Source organism: Hymenobacter koreensis (genome assembly GCF_039541855.1).
GTDB lineage: Bacteria > Bacteroidota > Bacteroidia > Cytophagales > Hymenobacteraceae > Solirubrum > Solirubrum koreensis.
In genome coordinates this window covers 106,483-133,124 of record NZ_BAABHA010000015.1, presented here as the reverse complement: position 1 = coordinate 133,124, position 26,642 = coordinate 106,483, and the positions used below count along the sequence as shown (strand labels likewise).

19 protein-coding genes are annotated in these 26,642 nt (G+C 58.1%); 15 read left to right on the top strand and 4 right to left on the bottom strand.

The window, feature by feature from the left end:
- Positions 1 to 4: 4 nt before the first annotated feature.
- Together ABD903_RS19330 and ABD903_RS19325 are read right to left on the bottom strand one after the other, a co-directional pair.
- A complete protein-coding gene (locus ABD903_RS19330) occupies positions 5 to 1,285 on the bottom strand; it encodes a M43 family zinc metalloprotease (RefSeq protein WP_345226951.1) in 1,281 nt (426 codons plus the stop codon).
- A gap of 177 nt (positions 1,286 to 1,462) precedes the next feature.
- Positions 1,463 to 2,164, bottom strand: coding sequence for a ComF family protein (locus tag ABD903_RS19325; protein WP_345226950.1), 702 nt, complete (start codon positions 2,162 to 2,164; stop codon positions 1,463 to 1,465).
- 156 nt (positions 2,165 to 2,320) lie between these two features.
- Between ABD903_RS19325 and ABD903_RS19320 the strand changes: the two genes are divergently transcribed.
- The 12 genes from ABD903_RS19320 (at position 2,321) to ABD903_RS19265 (ending at position 16,348) form a co-directional block, all read left to right on the top strand.
- A complete protein-coding gene (locus ABD903_RS19320) occupies positions 2,321 to 2,701 on the top strand; it encodes a carboxymuconolactone decarboxylase family protein (protein ID WP_345226949.1) in 381 nt (126 codons plus the stop codon).
- A gap of 3 nt (positions 2,702 to 2,704) precedes the next feature.
- Positions 2,705 to 3,070: a hypothetical protein gene (locus ABD903_RS19315; RefSeq protein WP_345226948.1), complete on the top strand. Its 366-nt coding sequence runs from the start codon at positions 2,705 to 2,707 to the stop codon at positions 3,068 to 3,070.
- 87 nt (positions 3,071 to 3,157) lie between these two features.
- Positions 3,158 to 3,937 (top strand): exodeoxyribonuclease III, encoded by a 780-nt coding sequence (locus tag ABD903_RS19310; protein ID WP_345226947.1) that lies wholly within the window; start codon positions 3,158 to 3,160, stop codon positions 3,935 to 3,937.
- 154 nt (positions 3,938 to 4,091) lie between these two features.
- A complete protein-coding gene (locus ABD903_RS19305) occupies positions 4,092 to 7,514 on the top strand; it encodes a DUF4175 family protein (protein ID WP_345226946.1) in 3,423 nt (1,140 codons plus the stop codon).
- A gap of 39 nt (positions 7,515 to 7,553) precedes the next feature.
- Positions 7,554 to 7,997 carry an ATP-binding protein gene (locus ABD903_RS19300; protein ID WP_345226945.1) on the top strand — a complete coding sequence of 148 codons (444 nt, stop codon included), beginning with the start codon at positions 7,554 to 7,556 and terminating at the stop codon, positions 7,995 to 7,997.
- 21 nt (positions 7,998 to 8,018) lie between these two features.
- Positions 8,019 to 8,513 carry an rRNA maturation RNase YbeY gene (ybeY, locus tag ABD903_RS19295; RefSeq protein WP_345226944.1) on the top strand — a complete coding sequence of 165 codons (495 nt, stop codon included), beginning with the start codon at positions 8,019 to 8,021 and terminating at the stop codon, positions 8,511 to 8,513.
- A 76-nt stretch (positions 8,514 to 8,589) separates the two neighbouring features.
- On the top strand, positions 8,590 to 9,318 hold the full coding sequence (locus tag ABD903_RS19290; RefSeq protein WP_345226943.1) for a GNAT family N-acetyltransferase: 729 nt from the start codon (positions 8,590 to 8,592) through the stop codon (positions 9,316 to 9,318).
- A gap of 236 nt (positions 9,319 to 9,554) precedes the next feature.
- A complete protein-coding gene (gene mnmG, locus ABD903_RS19285) occupies positions 9,555 to 11,417 on the top strand; it encodes a tRNA uridine-5-carboxymethylaminomethyl(34) synthesis enzyme MnmG (protein ID WP_345228107.1) in 1,863 nt (620 codons plus the stop codon).
- Between the two features lie 184 nt (positions 11,418 to 11,601).
- Positions 11,602 to 12,510: a class I SAM-dependent methyltransferase gene (locus ABD903_RS19280; protein WP_345226942.1), complete on the top strand. Its 909-nt coding sequence runs from the start codon at positions 11,602 to 11,604 to the stop codon at positions 12,508 to 12,510.
- Between the two features lie 318 nt (positions 12,511 to 12,828).
- Positions 12,829 to 14,445 (top strand): Ig-like domain-containing domain, encoded by a 1,617-nt coding sequence (locus tag ABD903_RS19275; protein WP_345226941.1) that lies wholly within the window; start codon positions 12,829 to 12,831, stop codon positions 14,443 to 14,445.
- A gap of 800 nt (positions 14,446 to 15,245) precedes the next feature.
- Positions 15,246 to 15,737 (top strand): DUF4385 domain-containing protein, encoded by a 492-nt coding sequence (locus ABD903_RS19270; protein WP_345226940.1) that lies wholly within the window; start codon positions 15,246 to 15,248, stop codon positions 15,735 to 15,737.
- Between the two features lie 134 nt (positions 15,738 to 15,871).
- On the top strand, positions 15,872 to 16,348 hold the full coding sequence (locus tag ABD903_RS19265; RefSeq protein WP_345226939.1) for a hypothetical protein: 477 nt from the start codon (positions 15,872 to 15,874) through the stop codon (positions 16,346 to 16,348).
- 201 nt (positions 16,349 to 16,549) lie between these two features.
- On the opposite strand, the gene ABD903_RS19260 is transcribed toward ABD903_RS19265, so the two are convergent.
- On the bottom strand, positions 16,550 to 17,950 hold the full coding sequence (locus tag ABD903_RS19260; protein ID WP_345226938.1) for an inorganic phosphate transporter: 1,401 nt from the start codon (positions 17,948 to 17,950) through the stop codon (positions 16,550 to 16,552).
- A gap of 186 nt (positions 17,951 to 18,136) precedes the next feature.
- Here ABD903_RS19260 and ABD903_RS19255 point away from each other — a divergent pair, with 186 nt between their 5' ends.
- Entirely contained in the window at positions 18,137 to 19,657 is a 1,521-nt protein-coding gene (locus tag ABD903_RS19255; RefSeq protein ID WP_345226937.1) for a glycine--tRNA ligase, read from the top strand.
- Between the two features lie 93 nt (positions 19,658 to 19,750).
- Here the strand turns inward: ABD903_RS19255 and ABD903_RS19250 are convergent, their stop codons facing one another.
- Positions 19,751 to 20,155 (bottom strand): hypothetical protein, encoded by a 405-nt coding sequence (locus ABD903_RS19250; protein ID WP_345226936.1) that lies wholly within the window; start codon positions 20,153 to 20,155, stop codon positions 19,751 to 19,753.
- Positions 20,156 to 20,352: 197 nt separating this feature from the next.
- On the opposite strand from ABD903_RS19250, the gene ABD903_RS19245 reads away from it, so the two are divergent.
- Both ABD903_RS19245 and ileS read left to right on the top strand, forming a co-directional pair.
- Complete coding sequence (locus ABD903_RS19245; RefSeq protein WP_345226935.1) at positions 20,353 to 22,815, top strand: efflux RND transporter permease subunit; 2,463 nt, start codon at positions 20,353 to 20,355, stop codon at positions 22,813 to 22,815.
- Between the two features lie 102 nt (positions 22,816 to 22,917).
- Complete coding sequence (gene ileS / locus ABD903_RS19240; protein WP_345226934.1) at positions 22,918 to 26,325, top strand: isoleucine--tRNA ligase; 3,408 nt, start codon at positions 22,918 to 22,920, stop codon at positions 26,323 to 26,325.
- The last annotated feature ends 317 nt before the right edge of the window (positions 26,326 to 26,642 follow it).

Sequence of the window (26,642 nt, the reverse complement as noted above, 5' to 3'; positions counted from 1 at the left end):
CGCGTTAGAAGCCTGTGCCGATGCTGGTGTAGTCGATCTGCTCGGCTACCGGCCCGCCGCAGGAGGCGGCCCCCGTTACCCGAATGCGGTAGCGGTTGCCCGCCAAGAAGGGGTATTGGCTGCTGAGGTTTTCAACGGCCATAGCGCGCCAATGGCTCACCTCGAAATGCGTACCGGCAATAATCTGGTTCTGGCTATCCACGCGGTCAACCTCCATCTTAAACCACTGCTCGGCAAAGCTGGCGCGGCCGTCGAGCACGATGTTGGTGGTGGTACGCACTTTGGGGTGGGGAAGCGAATACCGGATGAGCGCCGGCATGCAATTGCTGCAGGAGTGCACGAAGTTGGCCAGGCAGCCTTCCAGGTTGCGGTATAACTTGTTGAGCTGGCACGGCGACAGGGACTTTTGCTGGGCGTTGTAGTCCATCATGTTGTTGGATACCTTGGCGGCAGCATCGCACCGCGGTACGCCGGTTCTGTCTACCGGCGGCTCGTTCAAGTTCCAGCAGTTGGCATTGGCGGGCGCGTCGGCGCAGCCGCTGGCACCGTACCACGTATGTTCCAGCCCCAGCAAATGCCCTACTTCGTGATTGAGTACGCTGGCGTATTCCCAAGCTTGTCTACGGACCGGGGCAACCCAGCCGGTCCACGGGCTTACAATGCAAGTCCAGAGGTTGCTGTTGCCCGTCATGCCGCAGTAGCTTACCTGTTTGGCTACGCCACCCTTGCGCGGGCCCACCAATGGGTATCCTTGGTTATCCAGTGGAACCTCCGTAATGAACACGTTAATGGTGTTGTGCCCGTCTATTATGTAGGCAGACGGGTTCATTAAGTCATCGTAATTTCGCAGAGCGTCGTTGCGATGGAAATACACGCCGTTTAGCAGCAGGCGTATGCGCTTGGGCAGCGGCGTGAGGGAGCTGCCGGGCGCAACGGTCAACGGCGGGTTGATGTCCATCTGACCGTTGGCGGCCCACACCAGCGCTTCGGCATAGTCGTAACCGGTTACGCCGGGGTCCGGATTATCAGGATGCCCGTCGTTAAACTGATCAAAGTTACCGGTGCCGTCGGCCGTTTGCATGAAGTGAATGTTCACCCGCACGTTGTAAGTCTGCGAGCAGATAAGCGGCGGCGCAATTGCCGGCTCGCTGGGAATAAGGTCGGCTGGGGTGGGTGGTGTACTGCACGTAATCTCCTGAGCTGCGGCCGCCAAGCTGCCGCAAGCCAGCAACACCAAGGCCGCTAGCTTTTTTATGCGAAAATAGGGGGGGGTAAAAAGGGTCATGAGGTATGATAGATGGAAAATGAAACAGGTCAGCAATATCTACAATCTGTCTATATCACTGATAAGCAATCCTAATTTTTACTCAAAATCAAGGGTTTACTTCTTCTTTGAGTATTGTATTACTGTTATTCCGAAGACAAGAAAGTGTAACGACGAAACATTTTTCCTTCCTATAAACTAGTGCTCGGCGTAAGCAATGGTAGCCACGTTTACCTTGGCGGCACCGGCCGCGAGCAGCTTTACAGCGCAGGCTTCCAGGGTGGCGCCGGTTGTCAGAACGTCATCCACAATGAGCACGTGTTGCCCTTGCACTGCCGTTGGGTTGGGCACCACAAATACGTCGGCTACGTTTTGCCAGCGTTGCGAGCGGGTCATGCGGGTTTGGGAGGCGGTGTAATCGGTGCGCTGCAGGGTGCTGGGGCTCCACGGCAGTTCCAGGCTTTGCGCTAATCCTTCGGCAAAGCTGTCGGACTGGTTGTAGCCGCGCTTAGCCAGTTTGCGCGGGTGCAGCGGCACGGGGGCAATGAGTTGCACGTCGGTTCCCAGTCCAATTTCGGCCAGTTCCTGTCCGTACATCAGTCCCAGGGCAGAACCTACTTCGCGCTGGCCTTTATACTTAAGCTGGTGCAGAAGGTGCTGTACCCGGCCGCGGCGCAAAAAGCGCAGGTAGCTCAGCACATGTTCCACCGGCACGCGGCCCCAAAACAGCCGCGCCAGCGGGTTAGCGGCAGGGGAAAGGCGGTGGAAGTCAGTGTACGGGAGTTGGGCGCGGCAATCGGTGCACAAATGCGTTTCGCCGCGGGCCAAGGGCTGCAGGCAAGCCAGGCAGGTGTGCGGAAAGGCCAACGCAATGAAATCGGATAGAGCACCGCGTAACATAAGCCGATAAGTAAGTAATGGAAGTAGTTGTAAGCCCGGCGTTGCTATAATCCGCAGCTAGCCGGGCGTAATTGCGGCTGAATGTAAACCTTTGCGACTGGAAAGCCATTTACTTGGCCGGGTCACTGGCACCTTACTCACAACATACGATTTACCATGAGCCTCGTCACGGAATTCAACGATTACCGCTCGCGCATGAACGAAAAGATCATGGCGGCGGATAACAAGGTCATCAAGCGCTTTTTCAACCTCGACACGAACACCTACCAAGCCGGTGCTCTGGACGTGAAGACCAAGGAAATTGTGGGCCTGGCCTGCTCCATGGTATTGCGTTGCGACGACTGCATCAAATACCACCTTGGCAAGTGCTACGAAGAAGGCATCAACGACTCGGAGATTTACGAAGTGTTTGCCATTGCCAACCTCATCGGCGGCAGCATTGTCATTCCCCACTTCCGCCGCGCCGTGGAGTACTGGGAAGCCCTGAAGGAAGAATCGGCGCAGCCGGCGCCGGCCCACGCCGAGCACAGCGCCTAAGCCATGCTCAACCCCCAGGAAACCGAGGCCCAGTTTGAGCACCGCTGGTGGCTGCTGATGACGGAAATGCGCGAGCGGTTCGGCAAAAAGCCCGACCTGAACGCGCTGCTGCTGCTCATTGGCGTGCAGGAGCTGGGCCAGGGCGCCGGGCCGTTCTCCAAAGAGCAAAAGCAGGACCTGATGCACATTGCTACCTGCCGGCTTTTCAGCATCTCGGGTTACTACGAACTGGAGCGCGTGGACGAAGAAGGCTGGCCCCACTACCGCCTGCTGCAGCCCGTGCCGTTTGCCAGCCTGAAAGAGCAGGAGCGCATGCTTAAGTGGCACATTCTGGAATACTTCGCCCAGCAGGAAGATTTGAATGCCTAACCCTACCTCAACGTCCTGCTGAGTTTATCGAACCGAAGGAAGCTCTAAGCCAAACTTCGGTTCGATAAACTCAGCAGGACGTCCTATTTGATTAATAACGCTTTGAAAATCATCAGCTACAACGTCAACGGCCTGCGTTCGGCCCTCAGCAAAGGCCTGATTGAATGGATACGCGAGGCCAACCCCGACGTGCTGTGCGTGCAGGAAATTAAGGCCGGCCGCGAGGCGCTGGACGTAGCCGCCTTCGAGGCGCTGGGCTACTATGCCTACTTGTATCCGGCCCAAAAACCCGGGTACAGCGGCGTGGCCACCTTCAGCAAGCAGCAGCCGAAAAACGTGACCATGGGCTGCGGCCGCGACCTGTACGACCACGAAGGCCGGGTGCTGCGCCTGGATTTCGATGACTTTTCGGTGCTGAACGTGTACATGCCCTCGGGCACCAGCGGCCCAGAGCGGCAGCAGTTCAAGCTGGAATGGCTGGCGTGGTTTTCTACCTACGTGAAGGCGCTGCGCCACAGCGTGCCGCCGCTCGTTATTGCCGGCGACTTCAATTGCTGCCCCACGCCCATTGACCTGCACAACCCCAAGGCCAACCAGAACAGCCCCGGCTACACGCCCGAGGAACGCGCTTGGTTTGCCCAATTGCTGTCGGATGGGTTCACCGACACTTTCCGCCACCACCGCGGCGACGAGCCGCACCACTACTCCTGGTGGAGCTACCGCGCCGGTAGCCGTTCCCGCAACGTAGGCTGGCGCCTGGATTACCTGCTGGCTGACAATGCCCTGCAACCCCGGCTGCAGTCGGCTGGTCTGTTACCCGATGCGGTGCACTCCGACCACTGCCCGGCCTTCGTGGAGTTGAGCTAGCGTGGCGGTAAGGCCGGTGACGTAACGGGTCCGGCAATTTTTTTGGCTGCGACGTGGTTACAAGCTCAACGGCTTGGCCACCGACCATCTGCGGGGCCGGTTTCGCCGTATCTTTCCTGTCTCTGAATTTCTCTTTCGACGAGCCCTGTTCGCCATGCCGGCAACGCCAGTTTTACCCACTTCCGCCGCTGCCGCACCCTCGGGCTGGCAAGCCGTGCGTCAACACCTGGAAGGCTTCAAACGGAAGTTTTACCTCAGCCTGCTCGTACGCGGCGCCTTGGTGGCCGGCGGCTTGCTGTTGACGCTGTTTGTCGTTTTCAACCTGCTCGAATACTTTCTGTACCTACCTACTTGGGTGCGCGGCGGCCTTCTGTTCGGGTTTCTGGGCCTAACCGTGTGGGCTTTTGTACGCTGGATCTGGCAGCCCTTGGCCGCGCTTACCAACCTGCGCCGCCTCTTATCCGATGAGCAGGCCGCGCAACGCGTAGGTCAACTGTTCCCGGAAGTGCAGGACAAGCTCCTGAACGCCCTGCAGCTGCAGGGCCAAGCCCGCGACAACGCCCTGATTGCGGCCAGCCTGGAGCAGCGCGCTGGGCAGCTCTCGGGTCTGGAGTTTGCCGAGCGCATCCGCATCAAGGAAGAAACCCGGCCGCTGTGGAAGTATGCTGCCGTGCCCGCCGCCGTGGCGGCACTGCTGCTACTGGTGTGGCCCGCACTGTTCGTGCAGGGTACCGAGCGCATTTTCCACTACAACCGTGCTTACTCGCGCCCCATGCCCTTCCGGTTTGTGGTGGGAAATAAGCAGCTGAAGACTTTCAAAAACGAGGATTTCAAGCTGGAAGTAACCGTTGAGGGCGAGGCCATGCCCAACGAGGTAAATCTGGTTATCGATGGCACCGAGCGGCGCCTGACTAAAGTAGCGCCCGGCCGCTTCGCCTACACCTTCCGCCAGCCCCAGCGCGACGTAGCGTTTCAACTGGCCGCCGCCGGCTTCACTTCCGATGATTACGAGCTGCGCGTGCTCGAACGCCCCAACCTACGCGAGTTTACCGTGCGTGCCGAGTACCCTGCGTACCTGCGCCGCGCCGCCGAAACACTGCCTAACGAAGGCAACCTGACGGTGCCCGAAGGCACGCGCCTCACCTGGCAGTTCAGCACCGCCGCTACCGACGAAGTGAAGCTGCAATTCCTTGACCCCGCCGAAACCTTAGCCGCCACCGAAGCCGGCGACGAGCAATTCACGTTCACGCGCCCGGCTGTACGCAGCCAGGTGTACCGCGTGCAGCTGCGCAACGCCACCGCCGGCCCCAACCGTGAGCCAATTGAGTACCAGCTCACCGTAGTACCCGACCAAGCACCCAGCGTTACGGTAGAAGCATTTTCCGACACCGTTACGCAGCGTTTTCTGGCCCTGGCCGGCACCTTGCAGGATGATTACGGCCTCACGCGTTTGGCCTTGCACTACCGCACCGGCACGGCCCAGCAGCCCGGCGCGTGGCGCACTACCGCGCTCCGCTTGGCTAATAACGGCCCGTCGCAGACGTACACGCACCAATGGGACCTGGCGCCGCTGCGCCTGCAGCCGGGCCAGCAGTTGGAGTACACTGTAGAAGTGTGGGACAACGACGGCCTGCGCGGAGCTAAAAGCACCCGCACCCGTCCGCTCACCTACCGCCTGCCCAGCCGCGCCGAGCTGCGAGAGCAGCTGAATGCCACATCGAAATCGATGCAGAGCCAGTTGAGCAGCGCCCAGAAGCAGTCGGAGAAGATGCAGCGGGAACTGGCCAAGGTAGAAGACAAGCTGAAGACCAAGCGCGAGCTGAGTTTTTCGGATAAGAAAGAGCTTAAGGAGCTGCTCGACCAAAAGCTGCAGATGGACCAGCAGCTGCAGGACATGAAGCAGATGTTTGAGCAGCTCAGCCAGAAGCAAAACCAGCTGGACCCGCGCAACGAACAGCTGGCCGAGAAGGCCCAGGAGCTGCAAAAGCTGATGGATTCCTTGCTCGACGAGAAAACCAAGAAGCTTTACGAGGAGCTGCAGAAGATGCTGGAGCAGCAGAAAACGCCCAATAACATGGACATGCAGAAGCTCCTCGACCAGCTCGAAAACAAGGAGCAAACCCTGCAGAAGGAGTTGGAGCGCGCCCTTGATATGTTCAAGCAACTGCAGCTGGAGCAGAAGATGGAAAGCGCCACCGAGCAATTGGAAAAGCTAGCCGAGCAGGAGCAGAAACTGGCCGAGCAAACCGAAAAAGCCGCCGAGAAGCCCAACGACCAGCGCAAGCAGGAAAACGAGCAGCTCAAAAAACAGCAGCAGGAAGCCCAAAAGGCTTTCGAAGAGGTGAAGAAGGAACTGCAGGAGGCCCAGAAGCTCGACCAGCAGCTCGACCACCAGAACAATCTTGACCCCCTGCAGCAGGAGCAGCAGGAGGTGGACCAGCAGATGCAGGACAGCCAGGAGCAGCTCGGCAAAAACCAGAACCAGAAAGCCGCCCAAAATCAGAAAGAGGCCGCTCAGAACATGAAGGAGATGGCGCAGAAAATGCGTCAGAACATGGAGGAAGAGGAGTCGGACCAGCAGCAGCAGAACATCGACGGCCTGCGCGACATTCTGGAAAACCTGCTTAAGTTGAGCTTTGACCAAGAAAGCCTGATGAAGGATTTCCGGCAGGTAGATCAGAGCGACCCGCGCTTCGTGCAACTGGGCCAAACCCAGCGCAAGCTCCGCGACGATGCCGTGGTGATTCAGGATTCTTTGTACGCCCTGGCCAAGAAGGTATTCCAGCTCCAGAGCTTCGTAACCCGCGAAGTGGGCGAGATGAACGGCCAAATGGACCAGGCCATGGAGCAGCTGCGCCAGCGCAATGTGGGTCGGGCAACCGGCAACCAGCAGCTGGCCATGACCAGCATGAACAACCTGGCCCTGATGCTCAACGACGCGCTTAAGCAAATGCAGGAGCAGCAGCGCCAAGCCCAGCAGGCCAAAGGCAGCGGCGGCAAACCCGGCAAAAAGAAAAAAGGCCAGAAACCCGGCTCCAGCCCCGGCCAGATGGGCAAGCTGCAGGAGCAGCTTAACCAGCAGATTCAGCAGCTCCAGCAGAGTGGCAAAAGCGGCCGGCAGCTTTCGGAGGAATTAGCCAAAATGGCTGCCCAACAGCAGATGCTTCGCCAGGCCCTGCAGGAGCTGGAAAAGATGCAGCAGGCCGCCAAAGAAGGCAAGAATGGCCAGAAGGATGGCAAAGGCGACCAAGGCATGGGCGGCCTTGGGGAGCTGAAAAAAATGATGGAACAAACGGAAACGGACCTCGTAAACAAGCGCTTGACGGAGCAAACCGTTATGCGCCAGCGTCAGATCCTGAGCCGCCTCTTGGAAGCCGAGAAATCGGCCCGGGAGCGGGACCTCGACAACAAGCGCGAAGCCGAAACGGCACGAGTAGTGCCGCCGGGTTTCCCGCCTGCTTTCGAGAAATACAAGCAGGAACGCCAACGCCAAACGGAGTTGCTACGTACGGTTCCCCCGGCCCTCACTCCGTATTATCAGCGGGAGGTGAGCGAGTATTTTCAGAAAATGAAATAACGCTGCCTACTTTTACGCCCCGCCGCCTTTTTTCACTCCATGAAGCAGGTCAGAATCCAGATACCTTCCCTCGTCGAAAATATCCGCGTGGTTGAGAGTTTCATCGATAACTCGAAGGAAACCTTCCACATCGAAGACGACATCTACGGCAACATCATGGTGGCCGTCACGGAGGCCGTGAACAACGCCATCCGCCACGGCAACAAGTTCGACAAGGACAAAAACGTCCAGTTGGCCCTGACTGTCGCCGATAACCGCGTGACCTTCGAGGTAGAAGATCAGGGTACGGGCTTCGACTACACCAATTTGCTCGACCCTACCGCGCCCGAAAACCTGGAAAATCCTGGTGGCCGCGGTATTTTCCTCATTCGCCACCTCGCCGACGAAGTTGAGTTTACCAACGACGGCCGCAAGGTGGAGCTAACGTTTTTCCTGCCGCCTGCTGGCTCGAACGGCGTTAACGACCACGCCGTAGCCTCTTAACTTTCTAGCTCCGCAGTTCCCTTGACTTCAGCCGACGACGCCCAGCTGCCGCCTCCCCGCGAGGACGACGACTATAATCCCCTGCACGACGCGCCGGGCATCGAGTTCGTGGTCGAGGACGTGGATTTTGAACTGTCCGACGCCACCCAGCTCACCGAGTGGATTGAACGTGTGGCCAGCGTGCACGAGCACAAAATTGTGCAGCTGACTTACATCTTCTGCTCCGACGAGTTCCTGCACAAGGTGAACGTGGAGTACCTGAACCACGACACCTACACCGACGTCATCACGTTTGATAACGCCGACGACGCCGACATCATCGAAGGCGACGTGTTCATTTCCGTAGACCGCATCCGCGAAAACGCCGAAACCCACCACGTTTCCTTCCGCGACGAGCTGCACCGTGTGATGATTCACGGCGTGCTGCACCTGCTTGGCTACAAAGACAAAGACCTGCTGAGCCAAACGGCCATGCGCAAAAAGGAAGACGACTGCCTGTCGCTGCGCACGTTCTAGCCGCAGCTTGCGTTTCCTGAATGCCCGACAACGCCCGCCTAACCGCGGGCGTTTTCTGTACCGGTACCCGCCAACTATGTCCGCTACTCCCGCCTCTTTTACCGCTATACCGGGCGACGTGCTCGATTATTACCTGGGCCAGGGTTACTACCGCATGCACCAGGACCTGTTTACCTGCCGTTTCCTGCCCATCGACGACACGCTGTACACCGCCCACTGGTTACGCCTGATCCTGCCTAACGTATCGTTCGGCCGCAACCAGCGGCGTTTGCTGCGGCTCAACCAGCAGTTCAACGTTCTTATCCAGCCTTTTCAGCTTACTGCCGAGTACGAGAACCTCTACGCCCGCTACCGCTGTTCCATCGACTTCGATGCTCCCGAAACCGTGGAGTCCTTTATTCTGGCCGGGGCCAAGCACAATGTGTTTCCCACACAGGTAATGGAAGTGCGCGACGGGCAACAGCTGATTGCGGCCGGTATTTTCGACAGCGGCACCCGCACCTTGTCGGGCATCATGAATTTCTACGACCCGGCTTACAGCAAGCGGAGCTTGGGCAAATACCTGATGCTGCTCACCATTATTCATGCCCTGCAGCAGCGCAAAGTGTATTACTATCCCGGCTACGTGGTTCACAACTATCCCAAGTTCGATTACAAGCTGTTTGCCTGCCCGGCCGCTACCGAGGTATTCGACTACGCGTCGGGCCGTTGGATGCCTTTCTCGTGGGATACTGTAGCGACACATTCAGCGGAGCTTCTGAAGGATTTACCGCTGAGCTATGCCGAAGAGGATGAGGCCGATTAGAGTAGTTAACCCCGCCCGTTTGGGCGCAATGACGCGTTGAGCCGTGGCGTGAGGTTTAGGTCTCGCTGCTAGAAAACCCAACCGTGGCGTATCTTTGCGCACGTTCTGAGCAGGTTACGCGGCTTTCTTAAGTTGATTTTCAAACCGTCTCTGCCATCCCAGAAACGGTTTTTTGCTTTCCGGCACAAAACGCAGCCCCTGGCTGTTACCCCCTTCCGAAACAACTCCCAGCTATGCTGACACAGGAATACGATGTTATTGTGGTAGGAGCCGGCCACGCCGGCTGCGAAGCCGCCGCCGCCGCCGCCAACCTCGGCTCGAGCGTGCTGCTCATTACCATGAACATGAACACCATCGCGCAGATGTCGTGCAACCCGGCCATGGGCGGGGTGGCAAAGGGGCAGATTGTGCGCGAGGTGGATGCGCTGGGTGGGCAGTCGGGCATCATTACCGACAAAACCATGATTCAGTTCCGGATGCTCAACCGCTCGAAAGGTCCCGCCATGTGGAGCCCGCGCGCCCAGAGCGACCGGATGCGCTTTGCCGAAGAATGGCGCCTCACGCTGGAAGGCATTTCGAACGTGGACTTCTGGCAGGAAGCCGTAACCGGCCTCTTGGTGGAAGACGGCACCTGCGTGGGCGTACGCACCCAGCTCGGCATCGAGTTCCGCTCGAAAACGGTGGTGCTGACCAACGGCACCTTCCTGAACGGTCTTATCCACATCGGCGAAAAGCAGTTTGGTGGGGGCCGTGCTGCCGAGAAAATGAGCACCGGCATTACCGAGCAGCTGCGCGAGTTGGGTTTTGAAACGGGCCGTATGAAAACCGGCACGCCGCCCCGCGTTGACGGCCGTTCGCTCGACTACAGTAAAATGGAAGAGCAGCCCGGCGACGAAAATCCCAGCCGCTTCTCCTACCTAGATACGCCGCAGCTCACCAAGCAACGGCCGTGCTACATCACGTACACCAACGAAAAGGTGCACGAGATTCTGCGCACCGGCTTCGAGAAGTCGCCCATGTTCCAGGGCCGCATCAAGGGCCTGGGGCCGCGCTACTGCCCGAGTGTAGAGGACAAAATCAACCGCTTCGCCGACAAGGACCGCCACCAGATTTTTGTGGAGCCGGAAGGCTGGAGCACTGTGGAAGTGTACGTGAACGGCTTCAGCAGCTCTTTGCCCGAAGACGTGCAGTACAATGCCCTGCGTCAGATTGCGGGCTTCGAAAACGCGAAGATGTTCCGGCCGGGCTACGCCATCGAGTACGACTTTTTCCCGCCCACACAGCTCAACCTCACGCTGGAAACCAAGCCGGTGCGCAACCTCTATTTCGCGGGCCAGATTAACGGCACCACCGGCTACGAGGAAGCCGCCTGCCAGGGCCTCATGGCCGGCATTAACGCCCACCAGCGCGTGCGGGACTTGGAGCCCTTCGTGCTGCGCCGCTCGGAGGCTTACATCGGCGTGCTCATCGACGACCTCGTAAACAAAGGCACCGACGAGCCCTACCGCATGTTCACGAGCCGCGCCGAGCACCGCATTTTGCTGCGCCAGGACAACGCCGATTTGCGCCTCACACCGCTGGGTCACAAGCTGGGCCTGGCTTCAGATGAGCGCATGCAGCGCGTGGAGCAAAAGCGCCGCGCCACCGCCGACGTGCTGGAATATCTGAATAAAAAGCCTGTAGAGCCGGGTGAAATCAACGGCTTGCTGGTGGAGTTAGGCTCGGCCCCGATTCACGAGAAAACCCGCGCCGTAAACCTGCTGCGCCGCCCGCAGGTGGAGTTGGCCGATTTGCAGCGCGCTTTGCCGGAGCTCGATCAGTACCTGCAAACCTACGGCGCCGATGCCCTAGAGCAGGCCGGCATCAGCGTGAAGTACGAAACCTACATCGAGAAGGAGCACCTGCAGGCCCAGCGCATGGGCGAACTGGAAGACCTGCGCATTGTAGGCCGTTTGGACTATAAAGCTATGCCGGCCCTCTCGCACGAAGCCCGCGAAAAGCTGCTGCGCGTGCAGCCCGAAACCATTGGGCAGGCCTCGCGCATCAGCGGTATTTCGCCGGCCGATATTTCGGTGCTGATGGTGTATTTGGGCAAGTAAACGTTAGATCTAAGAACAAAAAAGGAGCGTCCTTCACCGGTAGCTCCTTTTTTGTTTGTGGCTCGTGCGTGGTAGCTTGCAGGTCTATTATCCGGTATTCTCTGCCAGGAAGCTTACTTTTGATTGGTTGAGTATTGACGGGGCGGTTGCCCTGTTGTTTTTCAGAGTTTGAAGTCCCTGCTTGGTGTCGTACGAACGCGTGGAACAGTGCCCGGTGTGCGGGAAAAGTGAGTTTCGGCCGAAAATGGTGGTCGAAGACTACTCGGTAAGCCACGAGAGCTTTGCCATTGTGCAATGCGCCGCGTGCAGTTTGTTGCTGACCAACCCTCGCCCCGACGTCGCCAGCATCGGCCGCTATTACGAGAGCGAAGACTACGTGTCGCACTCCGATACGAACAAGGGCTTGGTGAACAAAGTCTACCAGGTGGCTCGGGTGTACACCATGCGCCGCAAGGTGAGTTTGGTGAACAAAGCGGCCCCGCGCCGTGGCCGCTTGCTCGATTACGGTTGTGGTACCGGCCATTTTCTGGCTGCTTGCCAAAAAGCCGGTTGGCAGGTTTCGGGCGTTGAGCCCAGCGACGTAGCCCGCGCCCAAGCCCAGGAGCGCACCGGTCAGCCCATCAGCTCCGGCGACCTGACGCAGTTTCCCAGCGAGTCGTTCGACGCCATTACGCTGTGGCACGTGCTGGAACACGTGCACGACCTCACCGGCACCATGCAGCAGTTGGTGCGGCTGCTCAAGCCCGACGGCGTCATCATCATAGCCGTGCCGAACGCCGAAAGCCCCGACGCGCAGTATTACCGCGAGCAATGGGCGGCGTACGACGTGCCACGTCATTTGTACCATTTCACGCCTAAAACGCTCACCAAGCTGCTGCGCAAGCATCACCTGCACCTGCGCCAAACCTTGCCACTGGTGCTCGACGCGTATTACGTGAGCATGCTGAGTGAGCGGTACCGCGCCGAACGCAACGCCGGTTTACTGGCCGCGTTCAAAGCCGGGTACAAGTCGAACCAGCAGGCGGTGCAGCACGGCGGCCAGTATTCCAGCCTGATTTACGTAGGCAGCAAAACGCCCGCCGAAAAGCGCTAGGGCAGGGGCGAGGCGGCTTCTGTTATTTTTGCCGTTGTTGCCCCGTGCTTATGTCGTTGTTTTCCTCTGCTTCGTTGTCAGCACGCCGGCTTACAGGGATTTTGCTGCTGGCATGTACGTTGTCGGCGGAAGCGCAGACGGTACCGGTTCGTATCGATTCGGCGGCGGTAAAAACCCCTGTGACGCAGCCCGACACGGTGAAAACGGCGCCGGTAGGCCTTACGCCCGATGCGCCGGTAGCACCGTTGCAACCGCGCAGCCGTTGGGTTATTCTGGGTGCTTGTGCCCTTATCACGCTTTCCACTTTACTGCTTTATAATGTCCGTTCGCGTTAATCTGCTGTGGTGTTTGCCGGCCGGCTTGTGGTTGGCGGGCTGCGCGGCCATCAGCGCACCCGAAGGCGGTGCCCGCGACACTATTGCGCCCGAACTGGTGCGTAGCAGCCCACGCAACGGCGCTACCTCGGTTACGCAGCAAAGCGTGCGGCTGGAGTTTTCGGAGCAGGTACAGCTGAAGGAACTCAGCAAAAACCTGCTGGTTACGCCCAGCTTGGCGGAAGACAACCCGTACAAGGTGCGGCAGGAACGCAACTCCGTGGAGCTTCGGTTCGAAAAGCCCTTGGCGGCCAATACCACGTACGTGTTCAACTTCCGCGACGCGGTTACCGACATTACCGAGAGCAACGTAGCGGCCAATACCATCCTCACGTTCAGTACCGGCGCAGCCCTGGACTCTGGCTCGGTGGCCGGCACGGTTACGCAGCTGCTCACGGGCTTGCCCGCCGCCGAAGCGCTAATTGCGCTTTACCCCGCCGGCGACACCGCCGACGTGCGCCGCCAGCGCCCGTTTTACGCCGGCCGCACCGATAAAAGCGGCGCGTTTGTGCTACGTAACCTGCGCGAAGGTCCGTACCGCGTGTACGCCTTGTTCGATAAAAACCAGAACAGCCGCTTCGACGAGCCCGAAGCCATTGCCTACCTGCCCCAACCCGTGCAGATACGTGCCGGTCTCGACTCGGTGCAGCTGGTGATGGTGCGGCCCGATTCGCGCCGCCCGCTTGTTTTGAGCCAGAAGTCCACGTCGGCCCAGTTTCAGGTGGGGTATAACGAAGGCCTGCGGCAGGTGGCCATTGCTCCGTTAGGCCAGCCCGCCACGCCGGCAATTTCGGCAGCCGTGTTCCTCACCGAAAAAGGGCGCACGGCGGCGGTGCAGCGTACGCCGGCGTTGGCGGCGGGCCGCTATCTTCTGTCAGCCACCGATAGCGCCGGCAATACGGGCGTGGATACGGTGAACGTGAAATTCGACGGCCAGCAGCCGAACCGCCGGGGCCCGCAGTACACAGTGGTGGACAATGCCCGCGAGGTGTACCGCAACGGGCAATTGCGTTTTCAGTTTAACGAGCCGGTACAACTGCTGCCCAACCGCCCGTTTGGGGTGTTGGTGGAAGATTCCACCACGCGGCGCCCGTTGCGCAGCCCTGCCGATGGCCTGCTCAGCCCCGACCGCACGCTGCTCACCGTAAACCTGAACACCAAAGCCCGTGGCCGCATCACCTTCATTCCCGATTCGGCCGCCATACTGCCCGTTAGCGGGCAGGCCCTGGGCTTGCGCCCGTTGCGCCTGGCAGTAACTGACCAGGCCTCTACGGGCAGTTTAGCGGGTACGGTAAAAACCACGGCTAAACGCTTCGAGCTGCAGTTGCTCGATCAGAACTACCAGATCATTACTTCGCTCATTAGCCCGCGCACGTTCAAGTTCGATAACCTGGCGCCGGGTACGTACCGCCTGCGGGTGCTGGTAGATGCCGATAACGACGGCCGTTGGCGGGGCGGCGACCCTAAACTCCGTTTACCGGCTGAGCCGGTTTTCAACTTCCCACAGCCGCAGCAAGTGCGGGCCAATTGGGACATCGAGAACTTACAATTGGCCTTTTGACCGTGTCGTTTTGCTGAAAGCCCCGGTACCGCTGGTACCGGGGCTTTTTACTGTTTCTTCCCCGCCGCTGGAAGTAGCTTCTCCCTGATTATCAGCACTGTTTTAAGTTGTCCACAGGCTATTCACGGCCCCTTTTTCGGCTTTTCCCCTAACCTGCGGATAACCTGTGGATAATCCACGGATAACGTGTGGATGGCCGTGGAGAAATAGCTGATAAGTTTTTTTGCTTGTTCCCGCCCGCTAACAGTGCCGAAGCGGTGTGAATAAGCGTGGACAACTTCCCCCAGGTTTAAGCCTTATCCACGAGCCTGGCTTATGTGCATTACCGCCTCTGTGCACAAGCATGTGGATTGTGAAAAAACCTGTTAATTCACTGGTTATCATATTAATAAAATACACATGCCCTGTTGATAGCCGGTGCATAAACCCTTTCTTGTACACATGTTATCAAGCCGTGTGCATAACCCCAATTCTTATCCACTTATACACCGCCTCTACGACTGAGGACAAAAAAGAATTTCTTAAAATTTTATTTAATGAAAAGTTATTAGGCAGGTGGATAACTCGGCCGGCCGAAAAATCAGCCGGCTGAAAGCTCGTCGTGTAAAGCCAAGAGCAGAGTGGCCAAGGGCTTGTTCTTTGGGAAAAGCCGGAGCCGGTTGAAAAAGCAGTGCCGGCTGCCAAAAACCTGCGTTTAATGAGCTCTAGGGGCCGTTTTCCACTTTTCCACCGTATGGTATGTGGAAAAGCATAGCTGTGGGCTGGCCCGCTTGCGTATAAGCCGGCTGCAAGTGTCCGCTATGCCGTTTGACTACAACCTCGATTTCCGCCACGTCGATTTTCGGCAGCAGCCCGAGCTTTACCGCGTAGGCAAAGGCGAACAGGGCGTGCTGTTGGTGGAACCGTATAAGGGCGAAATTCTGCCCCATTGGCGCTTCCGAACGCCCGAGCTGGCCCGCGAATCCTCGGAAACGATTTACGGGCTGTTTCTCGATTATTTGAAGCGCGAAGATTTCGTGGGTGCCGACATGGCCCGGAAGTTCCTGCAGATGGGCTTCACGCGGGCCAGGCGCTACGCAAACCACCGCGGCGGCAAGAAGTACGACGGACCCGTTCCCGACGACAAGAAGGGGCAAAGCGGTGCCCACGGTCGGGCCGAGCTGCCGCGTAGCCCCGAAGACCCCCAAAAGGCCGAAGCCGCCGCCATCTTCAAGGCGAAATGGGACGAGGCCCAGCACCACCCCGAGTACGTTGCCCAGAAAGCCCGTTTCATGGAACGCTACGGAAAGTGAGCAGTCGGTTTTGGTTATCAGTTGGTGGTTACGAGGTATTGGCTCGTTTTCATACCCTGCCAACTGCAACCGACAACTCGCAACCCACACTTGCTACCTTTACTGCGCTACCAACCTTCCAAAGACACCACAACATGAATACGCCCCAACGCAGCACGGAAGAAAACGAAATCGTTTTGGGCCAGGGAATGGGCCCGCTCAAGTTCGGCGCCAAAATGGACGAAGTGCGTGCCCTGATGGGCGAGCCGGAGGAAATTGAGGAATCCGAGGACGAAGACGAATTCGAGCACCAGGCCTGGAATTACCTCGAAGAAGGCTACTCCCTGTACTTCGACCGCGAAGACGACTACCGCCTCAGCTGCATCGAAACCGACCACCCGGGCATGAGCCTCTACGGCGAGCCTATTCAGGGCAAGTCGGTGGAGGAAATTCAGGCCCTTATGAAACGTCACGGTCACCAGGAACCGGAAATCGAGAAAGTCGATACCGGCGAGGTGCGCCTGTCCTACGAAAAGGAAATGATAGACCTCTACTTCGACGAAGACGAGCTGCAATTCGTCAACTTCGGAGTGTTCATAAACGACGACTTGGAGGTGCAGTGGCCCGCATAACGGCTGAGTTATCCACAAAACAGCGGTTTTTCTCTGTTGATAAGTGGATAACTACCTGAATACAACGATTTATAAGTGCAATTGCAACTGAATAAGTCAACTCTGCGTAGGGCGCAATTCCCGGTGGATTAGGCCCGCTTCAATAAAAAAGCCGCCCTGCTGAGGGCGGCTTTTTTGTGTCTAATTCAGGCGTTAGGCAGGCTACATCAACGCACGGAACAGCAGGAACAAACAACCCGACAAGGTCATGGTAACCGGTAGCGTGAGTACCCAGGCCAAGGCAATGTTGCGCACCATGCTGGGGTTCAGGTTCCGGATACCGCGGTTGGCCACCATAGAGCCGGCAATGGCCGACGACAGCACGTGGGTGGTGGAGGAGGGCAGCCCAATGGAGGTAGAAACGCCAATCATGCTGGCGGCAACAAGCTCGGCCGAGGCGCCCTGCGCGTAGGTGAGGTGTTCCTTGCCAATTCGCTCCCCAATGGTTACCACAATGCGCTTCCAGCCAATCATGGTGCCTAGGCCCAGGGAAAGAGACACGATGAGAATAACCCATTTAGGCGCGTAGTCGGTGAAGTCGCGCATGTTCTGGATGCTGCTGTCGTAGAGCTTCCGGTCGGAGGGGCTGAGGCTGACCCGCTCGCTGCTCATAAGCTTTTTGGCGCGGCTGTAAACCAACAGAATGGCCTTGCGGATCTGGAAACGCTCCGACTCCGGTACTTCTTTAACGTTGGTTTTGGCGGCAAAAATGCGGTCGAGGTTCGCCGTTTGCTGGTTGATTTCAGTTAACGCTACTTGCTCGTCGGGCGCCAGCTCGGCCGGATTTATTTTGCGCATCACCTGCTCTACCTTCACCAAAGAGCCGCGCATGTCCAGCGGGTTTTTGGTTTCGTCGAGGGCAAACTTGAAGGGCACGATACCGATGAGGATGAGCATGATCAGGCCCACGCCTTTTTGGCCATCGTTCGAGCCGTGAAAAAAGCTCACGCCGGTGCAGGTAGCAATCAGAATCAGGCGGATCCAGAGGGGTGGGGGCTTGCGCTTGTGTGGCTCTTTAAAAATGGCCTTGTTGCGCACGAAACGCTTCAGCACAAACATGATGACGATGGTGAGCGTGAAGCCAGCCAGCGGACCGATGAGCAGCGCCAGGCCGGTTTCGGTGGCTTTGCTCCAGTTAACGGCCGCGCCGCCCGAGTCGGGTAGCAGCGAAAAAGCAATACCCACACCCAGAATAGAGCCGATAAGGGCGTGCGACGACGATGCCGGAATGCCGTAGTACCAAGTGCCCACGTTCCAGAGAATGGCTGACAGCAGCAGCGCGCCCACCATGGCAATGCCGTGGTAAATATTTTGGTCGACGAGGCTTTCGACGGGCAGCAGGTACACTATGCCCATGGCCACCGTGATACCGCCGGCAAACACGCCGATAAAATTCCAGAACGCCGACCACACCACTGCTACCCAAGGGCGCAGGGTGTTGGTGTAAATCACGGTAGCTACCGCGTTAGCGGTGTCGTGGAAGCCGTTGACGAACTCAAACGCACAGGCGGCAACCAAACACAGCAGCAGTAGCAGGAGCACTTGAGGCTCTAAGCCAAGCATATAGGGGAAATTAGGTGAGCAAAAGTTAGGCCGGCCAAAAGTAGTGCCGTGCCAAGGGGGCGCAAGATTATGAAATTGTTACCCGAAGCGAAGCCCGACTATGTTCCCGGTACAGGCCTTGTACCATTGCTTCTACAAAAAGTTTAGTGGCAAGCCTTTTACCGGAAGCCTTACTTTTGCCTCATTATGAGCAAGCCCGCAGATAAAAACGCCGCAACGGCTGAAAATACCCTCGCCGACATCGTGTCGCACGCCAAGGAATACGGTTTTGTATTCCCGTCTTCGGAAATCTACGACGGCTTAGCGGCCGTGTACGACTACGGCCCCTACGGCGTAGAGCTGAAGAACAACCTCAAGCAGCTCTGGTGGAAAGCCATGACGCAGCTTAACCAGAACGTGGTGGGCATCGACGCCGCCATTTTCATGCACCCGCTCACCTGGAAAGCTTCCGGCCACGTGGACGGCTTCTCCGACCCGCTCATCGACAACCTCGACAGCAAGAAGCGCTACCGCGCCGACGTGCTGCTGGAAGAGAAAGCCGCCGAGTATGAAAACGCCGGCGACCAAGCCCGCGCCGATGCGCTACTGGCCGAAATGGGCCGCCTGCTGACGGCCGAAGACCTGGCCGGTGTGAAGCAGCTAATCCTCGACGAGAAGATTCTCTGCCCTATTTCCAAAACGGCCAACTGGACCGACGTGCGCCAGTTCAACCTGATGTTCTCGACGCAGGTGGGCGCCGTAGCCGGTGACTCCTCGCAGATTTACCTGCGTCCCGAAACGGCCCAGGGCATTTTCGTGAACTTCCTGAACGTGCAGAAATCGGCCCGCCAGAAGGTGCCGTTTGGCATTGCGCAAATTGGCAAGGCCTTCCGCAACGAGATTGTGGCGCGCCAGTTCATCTTCCGCATGCGGGAGTTCGAGCAAATGGAAATGCAATTCTTCGTGCGCCCTGGCACCGAGGGCGAGTGGTACGAGCATTGGAAGGAAACCCGCCGCCGCTGGCACGAGGTATTGGGCCTGCCCGCCGACAAGCTCCGTTTCCACGACCACGACAAACTGGCCCACTACGCCAAGGCCGCCGTGGACATTGAGTACGAATTCCCCTTTGGCTTCAAGGAAATTGAGGGCATCCACTCGCGTTCCGATTTCGACCTGACCCAGCACCAGAACCTGAGCCGCAAAAAGCAGCAGTACTTCGATAACGACGTAAACCCCGAAACCGGCAAGCCCTACGGTAACTACGTGCCCTACGTGGTGGAAACCTCGGTAGGAGCCGACCGCCTGTTCCTGGCCACGCTTTGCCAGGCGTACCAGGAAGAAACCATTACCGAAGGCGAAGGCGACAAGCAGCAGACCAAAACCCGCAAGCTGTTGCGCCTGCACCCGGCCGTGGCGCCCATTAAAGCCGCCATTTTCCCGCTGGTGAAAAAGGACGGCCTGCCCGACAAAGCCAACGAAATTTACAACGCCCTGCGCCACGACTTCCGCCTGGTAGTGGAGGAGAAGGACAGCATCGGTACGCGCTACACCCGTCAGGACCTCATCGGCACGCCTTTCTGCATTGCCGTTGACCACCAAACGCTGGAGGACGACACCGTAACGGTGCGCCACCGCGACTCGCGCGAGCAAACCCGCATGCCCATCTCGGAGCTACACGGTTACATTGCCCAGGCCGTAAGCCCGGCCCGTATTTTCGAGCAGCTGTAAGGCTGACAGACGGTTCTAAAAGCGAAAAGCCCCGGAAAATCCGGGGCTTTTTCATTGGGCGGGTGGTAAGGTTGGGGTGGGTGCGAAAGAACGTTACTGGCCGTTCAGCCAGGAAGCGGCCTCGCGGCGCGACGTGAAGTAATTAAACTCCACGCGGTCGGGCACGAAAGTGGTGCCACTGGCCGGGCAGTTGCTGATCTGGTACTGGTACTGTCCCTCGCTGAGCACGGCCGCAATGAACACGGGGCGCACCAAGGGCTCCGGGAGGCAGCGGGTAAGCGGCTTCAGGAGCAGCTCTTCCTGGTTTTCATCGGAAGGCGCGTTGCGCTTGAGGTCCAGCAGCAGTTTTCCTACGTTTTGCTTTAGCATTTGCTCCAGCGCGTGCTGGTAAGCAACACCGAAAGACAAGTCGAGGTGAGTCGCGTTAAAGCTCAGGTGCAGGGTGTCGGCAGACGCGTTGTAGCTCAACGACGCCTCAGGGGTGTGGTATAGGGTCATCTGGTGAGAAGAGCAGCTTCTGCATACGGTGGTTGCATCGGCTGGCGGCGAAAACTACGAGCTTGTACGGGTATTTCAACCTAGTGAGTTACATATACTTACCTAATTGATGAATTTTCGTGCTGGCGTCCAATCAGCTCAAAAAAATAGCCCACAAGGCATTGTGTACCTTTGCCCCAATTTTCCCGCTGTAGCCGATGTGGAGTAAGCTTGCCCTGCTGATTATCAAGAACCGCCGCCTGCTGGTTGGGCTGCTGGCCATTATTACCGCGTTCATGGCTTATAAGGCCAAGGACGTGGAAATGACCTATGATTTTGCTCAGGTCGTGAGCCCCGACGACCCGGACATGGTGTACTTCCAGCAGTTCAAAAGGACCTTTGGCGAAGACGGCAACGTGCTGGTGCTGGGCCTGCAGGACAGCAACGTGTACAAGCTGGGCAACTTTAACGAGCTGCGGCTGCTGACCGATACCCTGGCTAAGGAAGAAGGCGTGAATGGCGTGCTGTCAGTTACCAAGCTCATTCAGCTGACCAAGGACACGGCCAATCAGCGTTTTGCTACGGCGCCCATTTTTCGTACGGTGCCGCAAACGCAGCAGGAGCTGGACTCGCTCATGCGCATTGTGAACCGGCAAGAGTTCTACAAGGGGCAGCTGATCAGTCCTACAACCGGGGCCACGCTGCTGGCCCTTACCATGGACCCCAAGTACCTGAATTCCTCGCGGCGGCAGGCGGTAATGACCAATATTCTGGCCCACGCCGAGCGGTTCACCCAAAAAACGGGCATCCGATTGCACTACGCCGGCTTGCCCTACGTGCGCTCCACCATGACCAGCAAGGTGGCCGGCGAAATGAAGTTCTTCCTGATTTTGGCCGCGCTGGTGACCAGCGCCACGCTGCTGGTGTTTTTCCGCACGTGGTCGGCGGTGGTGTTTCCGCTGCTCATTGTGGGCGTGGCAGTTATCTGGTGCGTGGGCACCATTGTGCTGCTGGGTTACAAAATCACGCTGCTTACCGGTCTGATACCGAGTATCCTCATCGTAATCGGTATTCCGAACTGTACTTACCTGCTTTCCAGGTACCACTACGACTACCGAATATCGGGCAACCAGGTGCTGGCCATGGTGCGCGTGGTGCGCAAAATTGGCTTGGTAACGCTGATGAACAACACGGCCACGGCTACGGGCTTTTTCGTGTTCTGCTTCACCAACATTGCCATTCTGTACCAGTTTGGCTGGGTGGCTACCATCAGCATTTTCGCGGCGTTTTTCATCTCGATTATCCTGATTCCCATTGTATTCACTTACCTGCCGCCACCCACGCCCAAGCAGCTTGAGCACCTCGATGCCAAGCCGCTAACCAAGCTGCTGGAGTTCTTCGATTACCTGGTGCTGGAGCGCCGCGGCCTGGTGTACGGCATTGCGGTGGTGCTTAGCTTGCTGGGGGCGTTGGGCGCTTCGCGGTTGCAGTCGGTGGCCTACATGGTGGACGACCTGCCCAAAAACTCCTCGGTTAACTCCGATCTGAAGTTCTTTGAGCAGCACTTCAACGGCATTATGCCGCTGGAAATAGTGGTGGATACCGGCAAGAAGCGCGGCATTCTGAAGCTCAAAAACCTGGAGCGCATCGACCGCCTGGAAAACTACCTGCGCACCCAGCCCGAGCTTACCTCGCCCATCAGCATCGTAACGTTCCTGAAGGCCGCCACGCAAACGTTCTACAACGGCGACCCGCAGTACTACCGCCTGCCCGATAATTCCGAGCGCAACTTTATTCTGAGCTACCTGGCCCGCTCGCAGGGGCAAGGCGGCACCGGCATGGATAACAAGCTGCTGCGCTCTTTTACCGACTCTACGGGCCAGAAAGCCCGCATTTCGCTGAAGATTGCCGACATCGGCTCGCGCAACCTCGATACGCTGCTCATCAACAAGATTCAGCCACAAATAGCCGAAATATTCAACGGCACGGGCGTGGACGTGAAGCTAACCGGCACCACCATTCTGTTCACCAAAGGCAACGAATACATCATTGGTACGCTGCGCAACAGCTTAATTCACGCGTTTGGGCTGGTCGGCCTCATTGTGCTGGTGTTGTTCCGCTCCATTCGGGCGGTGTTTTTCACGCTGCTGCCCAACTTCGTTACGCTGCTGCTCACCGCCGGCCTGATGGGCTACTTCGGCATTGCGCTGAAGCCCGCCACGGCGCTTATTTTCTGCATTGCGCTGGGCATTGATGGCGACAACTCCATTCACCTACTGGCCAAATTCAGGCAGGAAATGGCCGCCAACGGGCGCCGCGTGAAAGCCGCCATCAGCACCACACTTAGTGAGGCTGGTACCAGCATGATCTACACCAGCATCGTGCTATTTGTTGGCTTTAGCATCTTCGCTTTCAGTGAGTTCGGCGGTACCAAAGCCCTGGGTTTGCTAATGTCGGCCAGCTTGCTGATTACCAACTTCTCGAACCTGATTTTGCTGCCGGCCCTGCTGGTCACCTTCGAGCACGGCAAAGACGAAACCATCGACAGCGCCCTCATTCAGCACTACGACGAGCAATACCACGAAGAAGACGACGACCTGGAGTTGAACCTGGATAAAATGACCGTGCAGCCGCGCGCCATCAACGGCCCAAATTCCGATGCTAACCGTTTGTCTTCTTAAGGTGTTAGCCCTGATAACAACTCACTCACGAACTATCAAAATCGAACGTCATGCCGAGCCCGACATGACCGACCTTTTTGATCAGCTGCCTTAGTTTTCCCGATGAAATACCCCGAATACAAGCAACCCTTCGACTACGCCAAAGTAGGTTCCGATATCCTCGATTGGTGGAAGCAGAACGGCATTTTCGAGAAGAGCGTGAGTACCCGCGAGGGCAAGGAAACCTTCGTGTTCTACGAAGGCCCGCCCTCGGCCAACGGCGCCCCCGGCATCCACCACGTAATGGCGCGCACGGTAAAGGACATCTTCTGCCGTTACCAAACCCTGAAAGGCTTCCAGGTAAACCGCAAAGGCGGCTGGGACACCCACGGCCTGCCCATCGAGCTGCAGGTGGAAAAGGAGCTGGGCATCACGAAGGAGGACATCGGGAAGAAAATCAGCATTGAGGAGTACAACCAGCGCTGCCGCGAAACGGTAATGCGCTTCAAGCACCAGTGGGACGAGCTGACCGAGAAGATGGGCTACTGGGTCGATCTGAACGACCCGTACATCACCTTCGAGCCGGAGTACATCGAAAGCTGCTGGGCGCTGCTCAAGAAGCTCTACGACAAGGGCTTGCTCTACAAGGGCTACACCATTCAGCCGTACTCGCCGGCGGCCGGCACCGGCCTGTCGTCGCACGAGCTGAACCAGCCCGGCACTTACCGCGACGTGAAGGACACGACCATCGTGGCCCAGTTCAAGGTGAAGCGGGATGAGAAGTCGGAGAAGCTGTTTACGGGAGCTGATGGCAACGCCGAAACCTACATCTTGGCTTGGACGACTACGCCCTGGACCCTGCCCGGCAACACCGGTCTGGCCGTAGGCAAGAACATTCCGTACGTGCTCGTTCGCACCTTTAACCCTTATACCCACGCCCCCATTCGGGTTGTGCTGGCGGAGGCGTTGGTAGGTCGTCATTTCACCGAGAAGGGCAAAGACGCTTCGTTGGAAGACTTCAAGCCCGGCGACAAAGTGCTGCCCTGGCGCATTGAAGGCCAGTTCAAAGGTTCTGAGTTGGTGGGTATCAACTACGAGCGTTTGTTCGGCCAAGACAAAGGTTTCCCGGCCTTCGAAGGGGAGGAGCGGGCTTTCCGCGTGATTCCCGGCGACTTCGTAACCACCGAAGACGGTACCGGCATCGTGCACATCTCGCCCACGTTCGGCGCCGATGACTTCAAGGTGGCGCAACTCAACGACGTGCCCGCGCTGCTGCTCACCGATGCCGAGGGCAAGCCCACGCCCATTGTCGACCGCACCGGCCGCTACGTGCCCCAGATGGGCGAATTTGGCGGCCGCTGGGTGAAAAACTACGACGGCCACGACGAGTCGGGCGCCGACTACAAGACCCTCGACGAAAGCATTGCCATCCGCATGAAAGGCAACGGCCGGGCTTTCAAGGTGGAGAAGTACGAGCACACCTACCCACACTGCTGGCGCACCGATAAGCCTGTGCTCTACTACCCGCTCGATTCGTGGTTTATCAAGACCACGGCCGTGAAGGACCGCCTCATCGAGCTCAACAAAACCATCAACTGGAAGCCCGAAAGCACCGGCACCGGCCGCTTCGGCAACTGGCTGGAAAACCTGGTGGACTGGAACCTGAGCCGCTCGCGCTACTGGGGCACGCCACTGCCCATCTGGCGCACCCAGGACGGCTCGGAGGAAATTTGCATCGGCTCGGTGGAGCAGCTTAAGCAGGAGATTGATAAGGCCGTAGCGGCCGACATCATGACCCACAACCCCTACGCCAACGGGGAGAAAATAGACCTGCACCGGCCGTACGTCGACGATATCTTCCTCGTGTCGCCCTCCGGCCAGCCCATGTACCGCGAGACGGACCTCATCGACGTGTGGTTTGACAGCGGCGCTATGCCCTACGCCCAGTGGCACTATCCGCTGGAAAACGAAGGCCAGTTCAAGAAGAATTTTCCGGCCGATTTCATTGCCGAAGGCGTCGATCAAACCCGCGGCTGGTTCTTTACCCTGCACGCGCTGGGCGTGATGCTGGAAGACTCGGTGGCGTTTAAAAACGTCATTGCCAACGGCTTGGTGCTCGACAAGAACGGCAACAAGATGAGCAAGCGCCTCGGCAACGCCATCGACCCGTTCAAAACCATCGACCAGTTTGGTCCCGATGCCACGCGCTGGTACATGATTGCCAACGCCCAGCCCTGGGACAACCTCAAGTTCGACCTGGCAGGCATCACGGAGGTGCAGCGTCGCTTCTTCGGCACGCTCTTCAACACGTACTCGTTCTACGCCCTCTACGCCAATCTCGACGGCTTCCAGGCCCGCGAATTCGACCGCGTGCCCTTGACCGAGCTGAGCGAGCTGGACCGCTGGATTCTGAGCAAGCTACAGTCGCTCATCCTCGAAGTGCAGGGCCATTTCGACAACTACGACCCCACCAAAGCCGCCCGCGCCATCCAGGATTTCGTGACTGATCAGCTCTCCAATTGGCATGTGCGCCTCTCGCGTCGCCGTTTCTGGAAAGGCGAGCTGACGGCCGACAAGCAAGCCGCCTTCGAAACCCTGCAGCAGTGCCTCGTGGTGGTGGCGCAGTTGATGTCGCCCATTGCGCCCTTCTTCGCCGAGTGGCTCTACAAGAACATGACCGACGGCATGCGCGCCGAAGCCGTGGAACGCGGCACCCCGCTGCGCTACGAATCGGTGCACCTCACGGAGCTGGTTCAGGCCGAAGAAGCACTGATTGACAAGGCCTTGGAAGAGCGCATGGACCTGGCCCAGCGCATCAGCTCGCTCACGCACTCCCTGCGCAAAAAATCGGTGCTGAAAGTGCGCCAGCCGCTGCAGCGCATCCTCGTGCCGGTGCTTACCGAGACGACGCGCGAGCAGGTAGGCAAGGTGGAAGACCTGATTTGCGCCGAGGTGAATGTGAAGCACGTGGAGTTCCTCGACGATACTTCAGGCGTATTAGTGAAGTCAGTTAAGCCCAACTTCAAGCGCCTCGGCCAGCAGTACGGGCCGCGCCTGAAGGCTGTGGCCGCCCGCATTCAGCAGATGACGCCGGAGGAAATTAGCCAGCTCGAGAAAGCCGGTCAGCTGGCGGTAGAAGTTGAAGGTCAGCCGGTAACGCTGGCACCCGACGACGTGGAAATCCGCACCGAAGACCTGCCAGGCTGGCTCGTGGCCACCGACGGCCCGCTCACCGTGGCCCTCGACGTGACTTTAACCGACGAGCTGCGCCATGAAGGCGTGGCCCGCGAGCTGGTGAACCGCCTGCAGAACCTGCGCAAGGACAGCGGCCTGGAAGTGCAGGACAAAATCCGCGTGACGCTCGGCGCCGATCAGCCCGAGCTGGTGCAGGCCGTGCAGAACTACGGCGACTACATCCGCACCGAAACCCAAGCCCTGTCACTCGATCTGGCCAGCGGTTTAGGCGACGGCACAGTGCTTGAATTCGACGAGTATAAAGTGCCGGTGCAATTGGAAGTCGTAAAAAGCTGATCATTCAATCCTCCAGAACGTCATTCCGAGCATGTTGCGCATCAAGCAAGGGACCGAGGAATCTCGCGTGCTGAATTCAGGTAGTAACCTGCTCTTTCACAGGAAGACTACTATCCGGCAAGATGTCTCAACTGCGCTCGACATGACGTTCGGCATTTTAACGGGCAACTCCCGTTAATTTCGCTGTCCGGCACACCGGCGCATAAAACGCGGCCGGGGTAGTTTGAAACGGTTCAAAATCCTTGTTTTTCGGTCCGAAAGGATCAATTCGTCAGCACAAAGCTCAGCGGAATTTTATGCTGCAGAGTATGTAATTG

Excerpts from the sequence above, each read along its gene's own strand:
- ABD903_RS19330 (WP_345226951.1), bottom strand. The coding sequence starts at position 1,285 with ATGACCCTTTTTACCCCCCCCTATTTTCGCATAAAAAAGCTAGCGGCC.
- ABD903_RS19325 (WP_345226950.1), bottom strand. The coding sequence starts at position 2,164 with ATGTTACGCGGTGCTCTATCCGATTTCATTGCGTTGGCCTTTCCGCAC.
- ABD903_RS19320 (WP_345226949.1), top strand. The coding sequence starts at position 2,321 with ATGAGCCTCGTCACGGAATTCAACGATTACCGCTCGCGCATGAACGAA.
- ABD903_RS19315 (WP_345226948.1), top strand. The coding sequence starts at position 2,705 with ATGCTCAACCCCCAGGAAACCGAGGCCCAGTTTGAGCACCGCTGGTGG.
- ABD903_RS19305 (WP_345226946.1), top strand. The coding sequence starts at position 4,092 with ATGCCGGCAACGCCAGTTTTACCCACTTCCGCCGCTGCCGCACCCTCG.
- ABD903_RS19300 (WP_345226945.1), top strand. The coding sequence starts at position 7,554 with ATGAAGCAGGTCAGAATCCAGATACCTTCCCTCGTCGAAAATATCCGC.
- ABD903_RS19290 (WP_345226943.1), top strand. The coding sequence starts at position 8,590 with ATGTCCGCTACTCCCGCCTCTTTTACCGCTATACCGGGCGACGTGCTC.
- ABD903_RS19275 (WP_345226941.1), top strand. The coding sequence starts at position 12,829 with ATGTCCGTTCGCGTTAATCTGCTGTGGTGTTTGCCGGCCGGCTTGTGG.
- ABD903_RS19270 (WP_345226940.1), top strand. The coding sequence starts at position 15,246 with ATGCCGTTTGACTACAACCTCGATTTCCGCCACGTCGATTTTCGGCAG.
- ABD903_RS19265 (WP_345226939.1), top strand. The coding sequence starts at position 15,872 with ATGAATACGCCCCAACGCAGCACGGAAGAAAACGAAATCGTTTTGGGC.
- ABD903_RS19260 (WP_345226938.1), bottom strand. The coding sequence starts at position 17,950 with ATGCTTGGCTTAGAGCCTCAAGTGCTCCTGCTACTGCTGCTGTGTTTG.
- ABD903_RS19255 (WP_345226937.1), top strand. The coding sequence starts at position 18,137 with ATGAGCAAGCCCGCAGATAAAAACGCCGCAACGGCTGAAAATACCCTC.
- ABD903_RS19250 (WP_345226936.1), bottom strand. The coding sequence starts at position 20,155 with ATGACCCTATACCACACCCCTGAGGCGTCGTTGAGCTACAACGCGTCT.
- ABD903_RS19245 (WP_345226935.1), top strand. The coding sequence starts at position 20,353 with ATGTGGAGTAAGCTTGCCCTGCTGATTATCAAGAACCGCCGCCTGCTG.
- ileS (WP_345226934.1), top strand. The coding sequence starts at position 22,918 with ATGAAATACCCCGAATACAAGCAACCCTTCGACTACGCCAAAGTAGGT.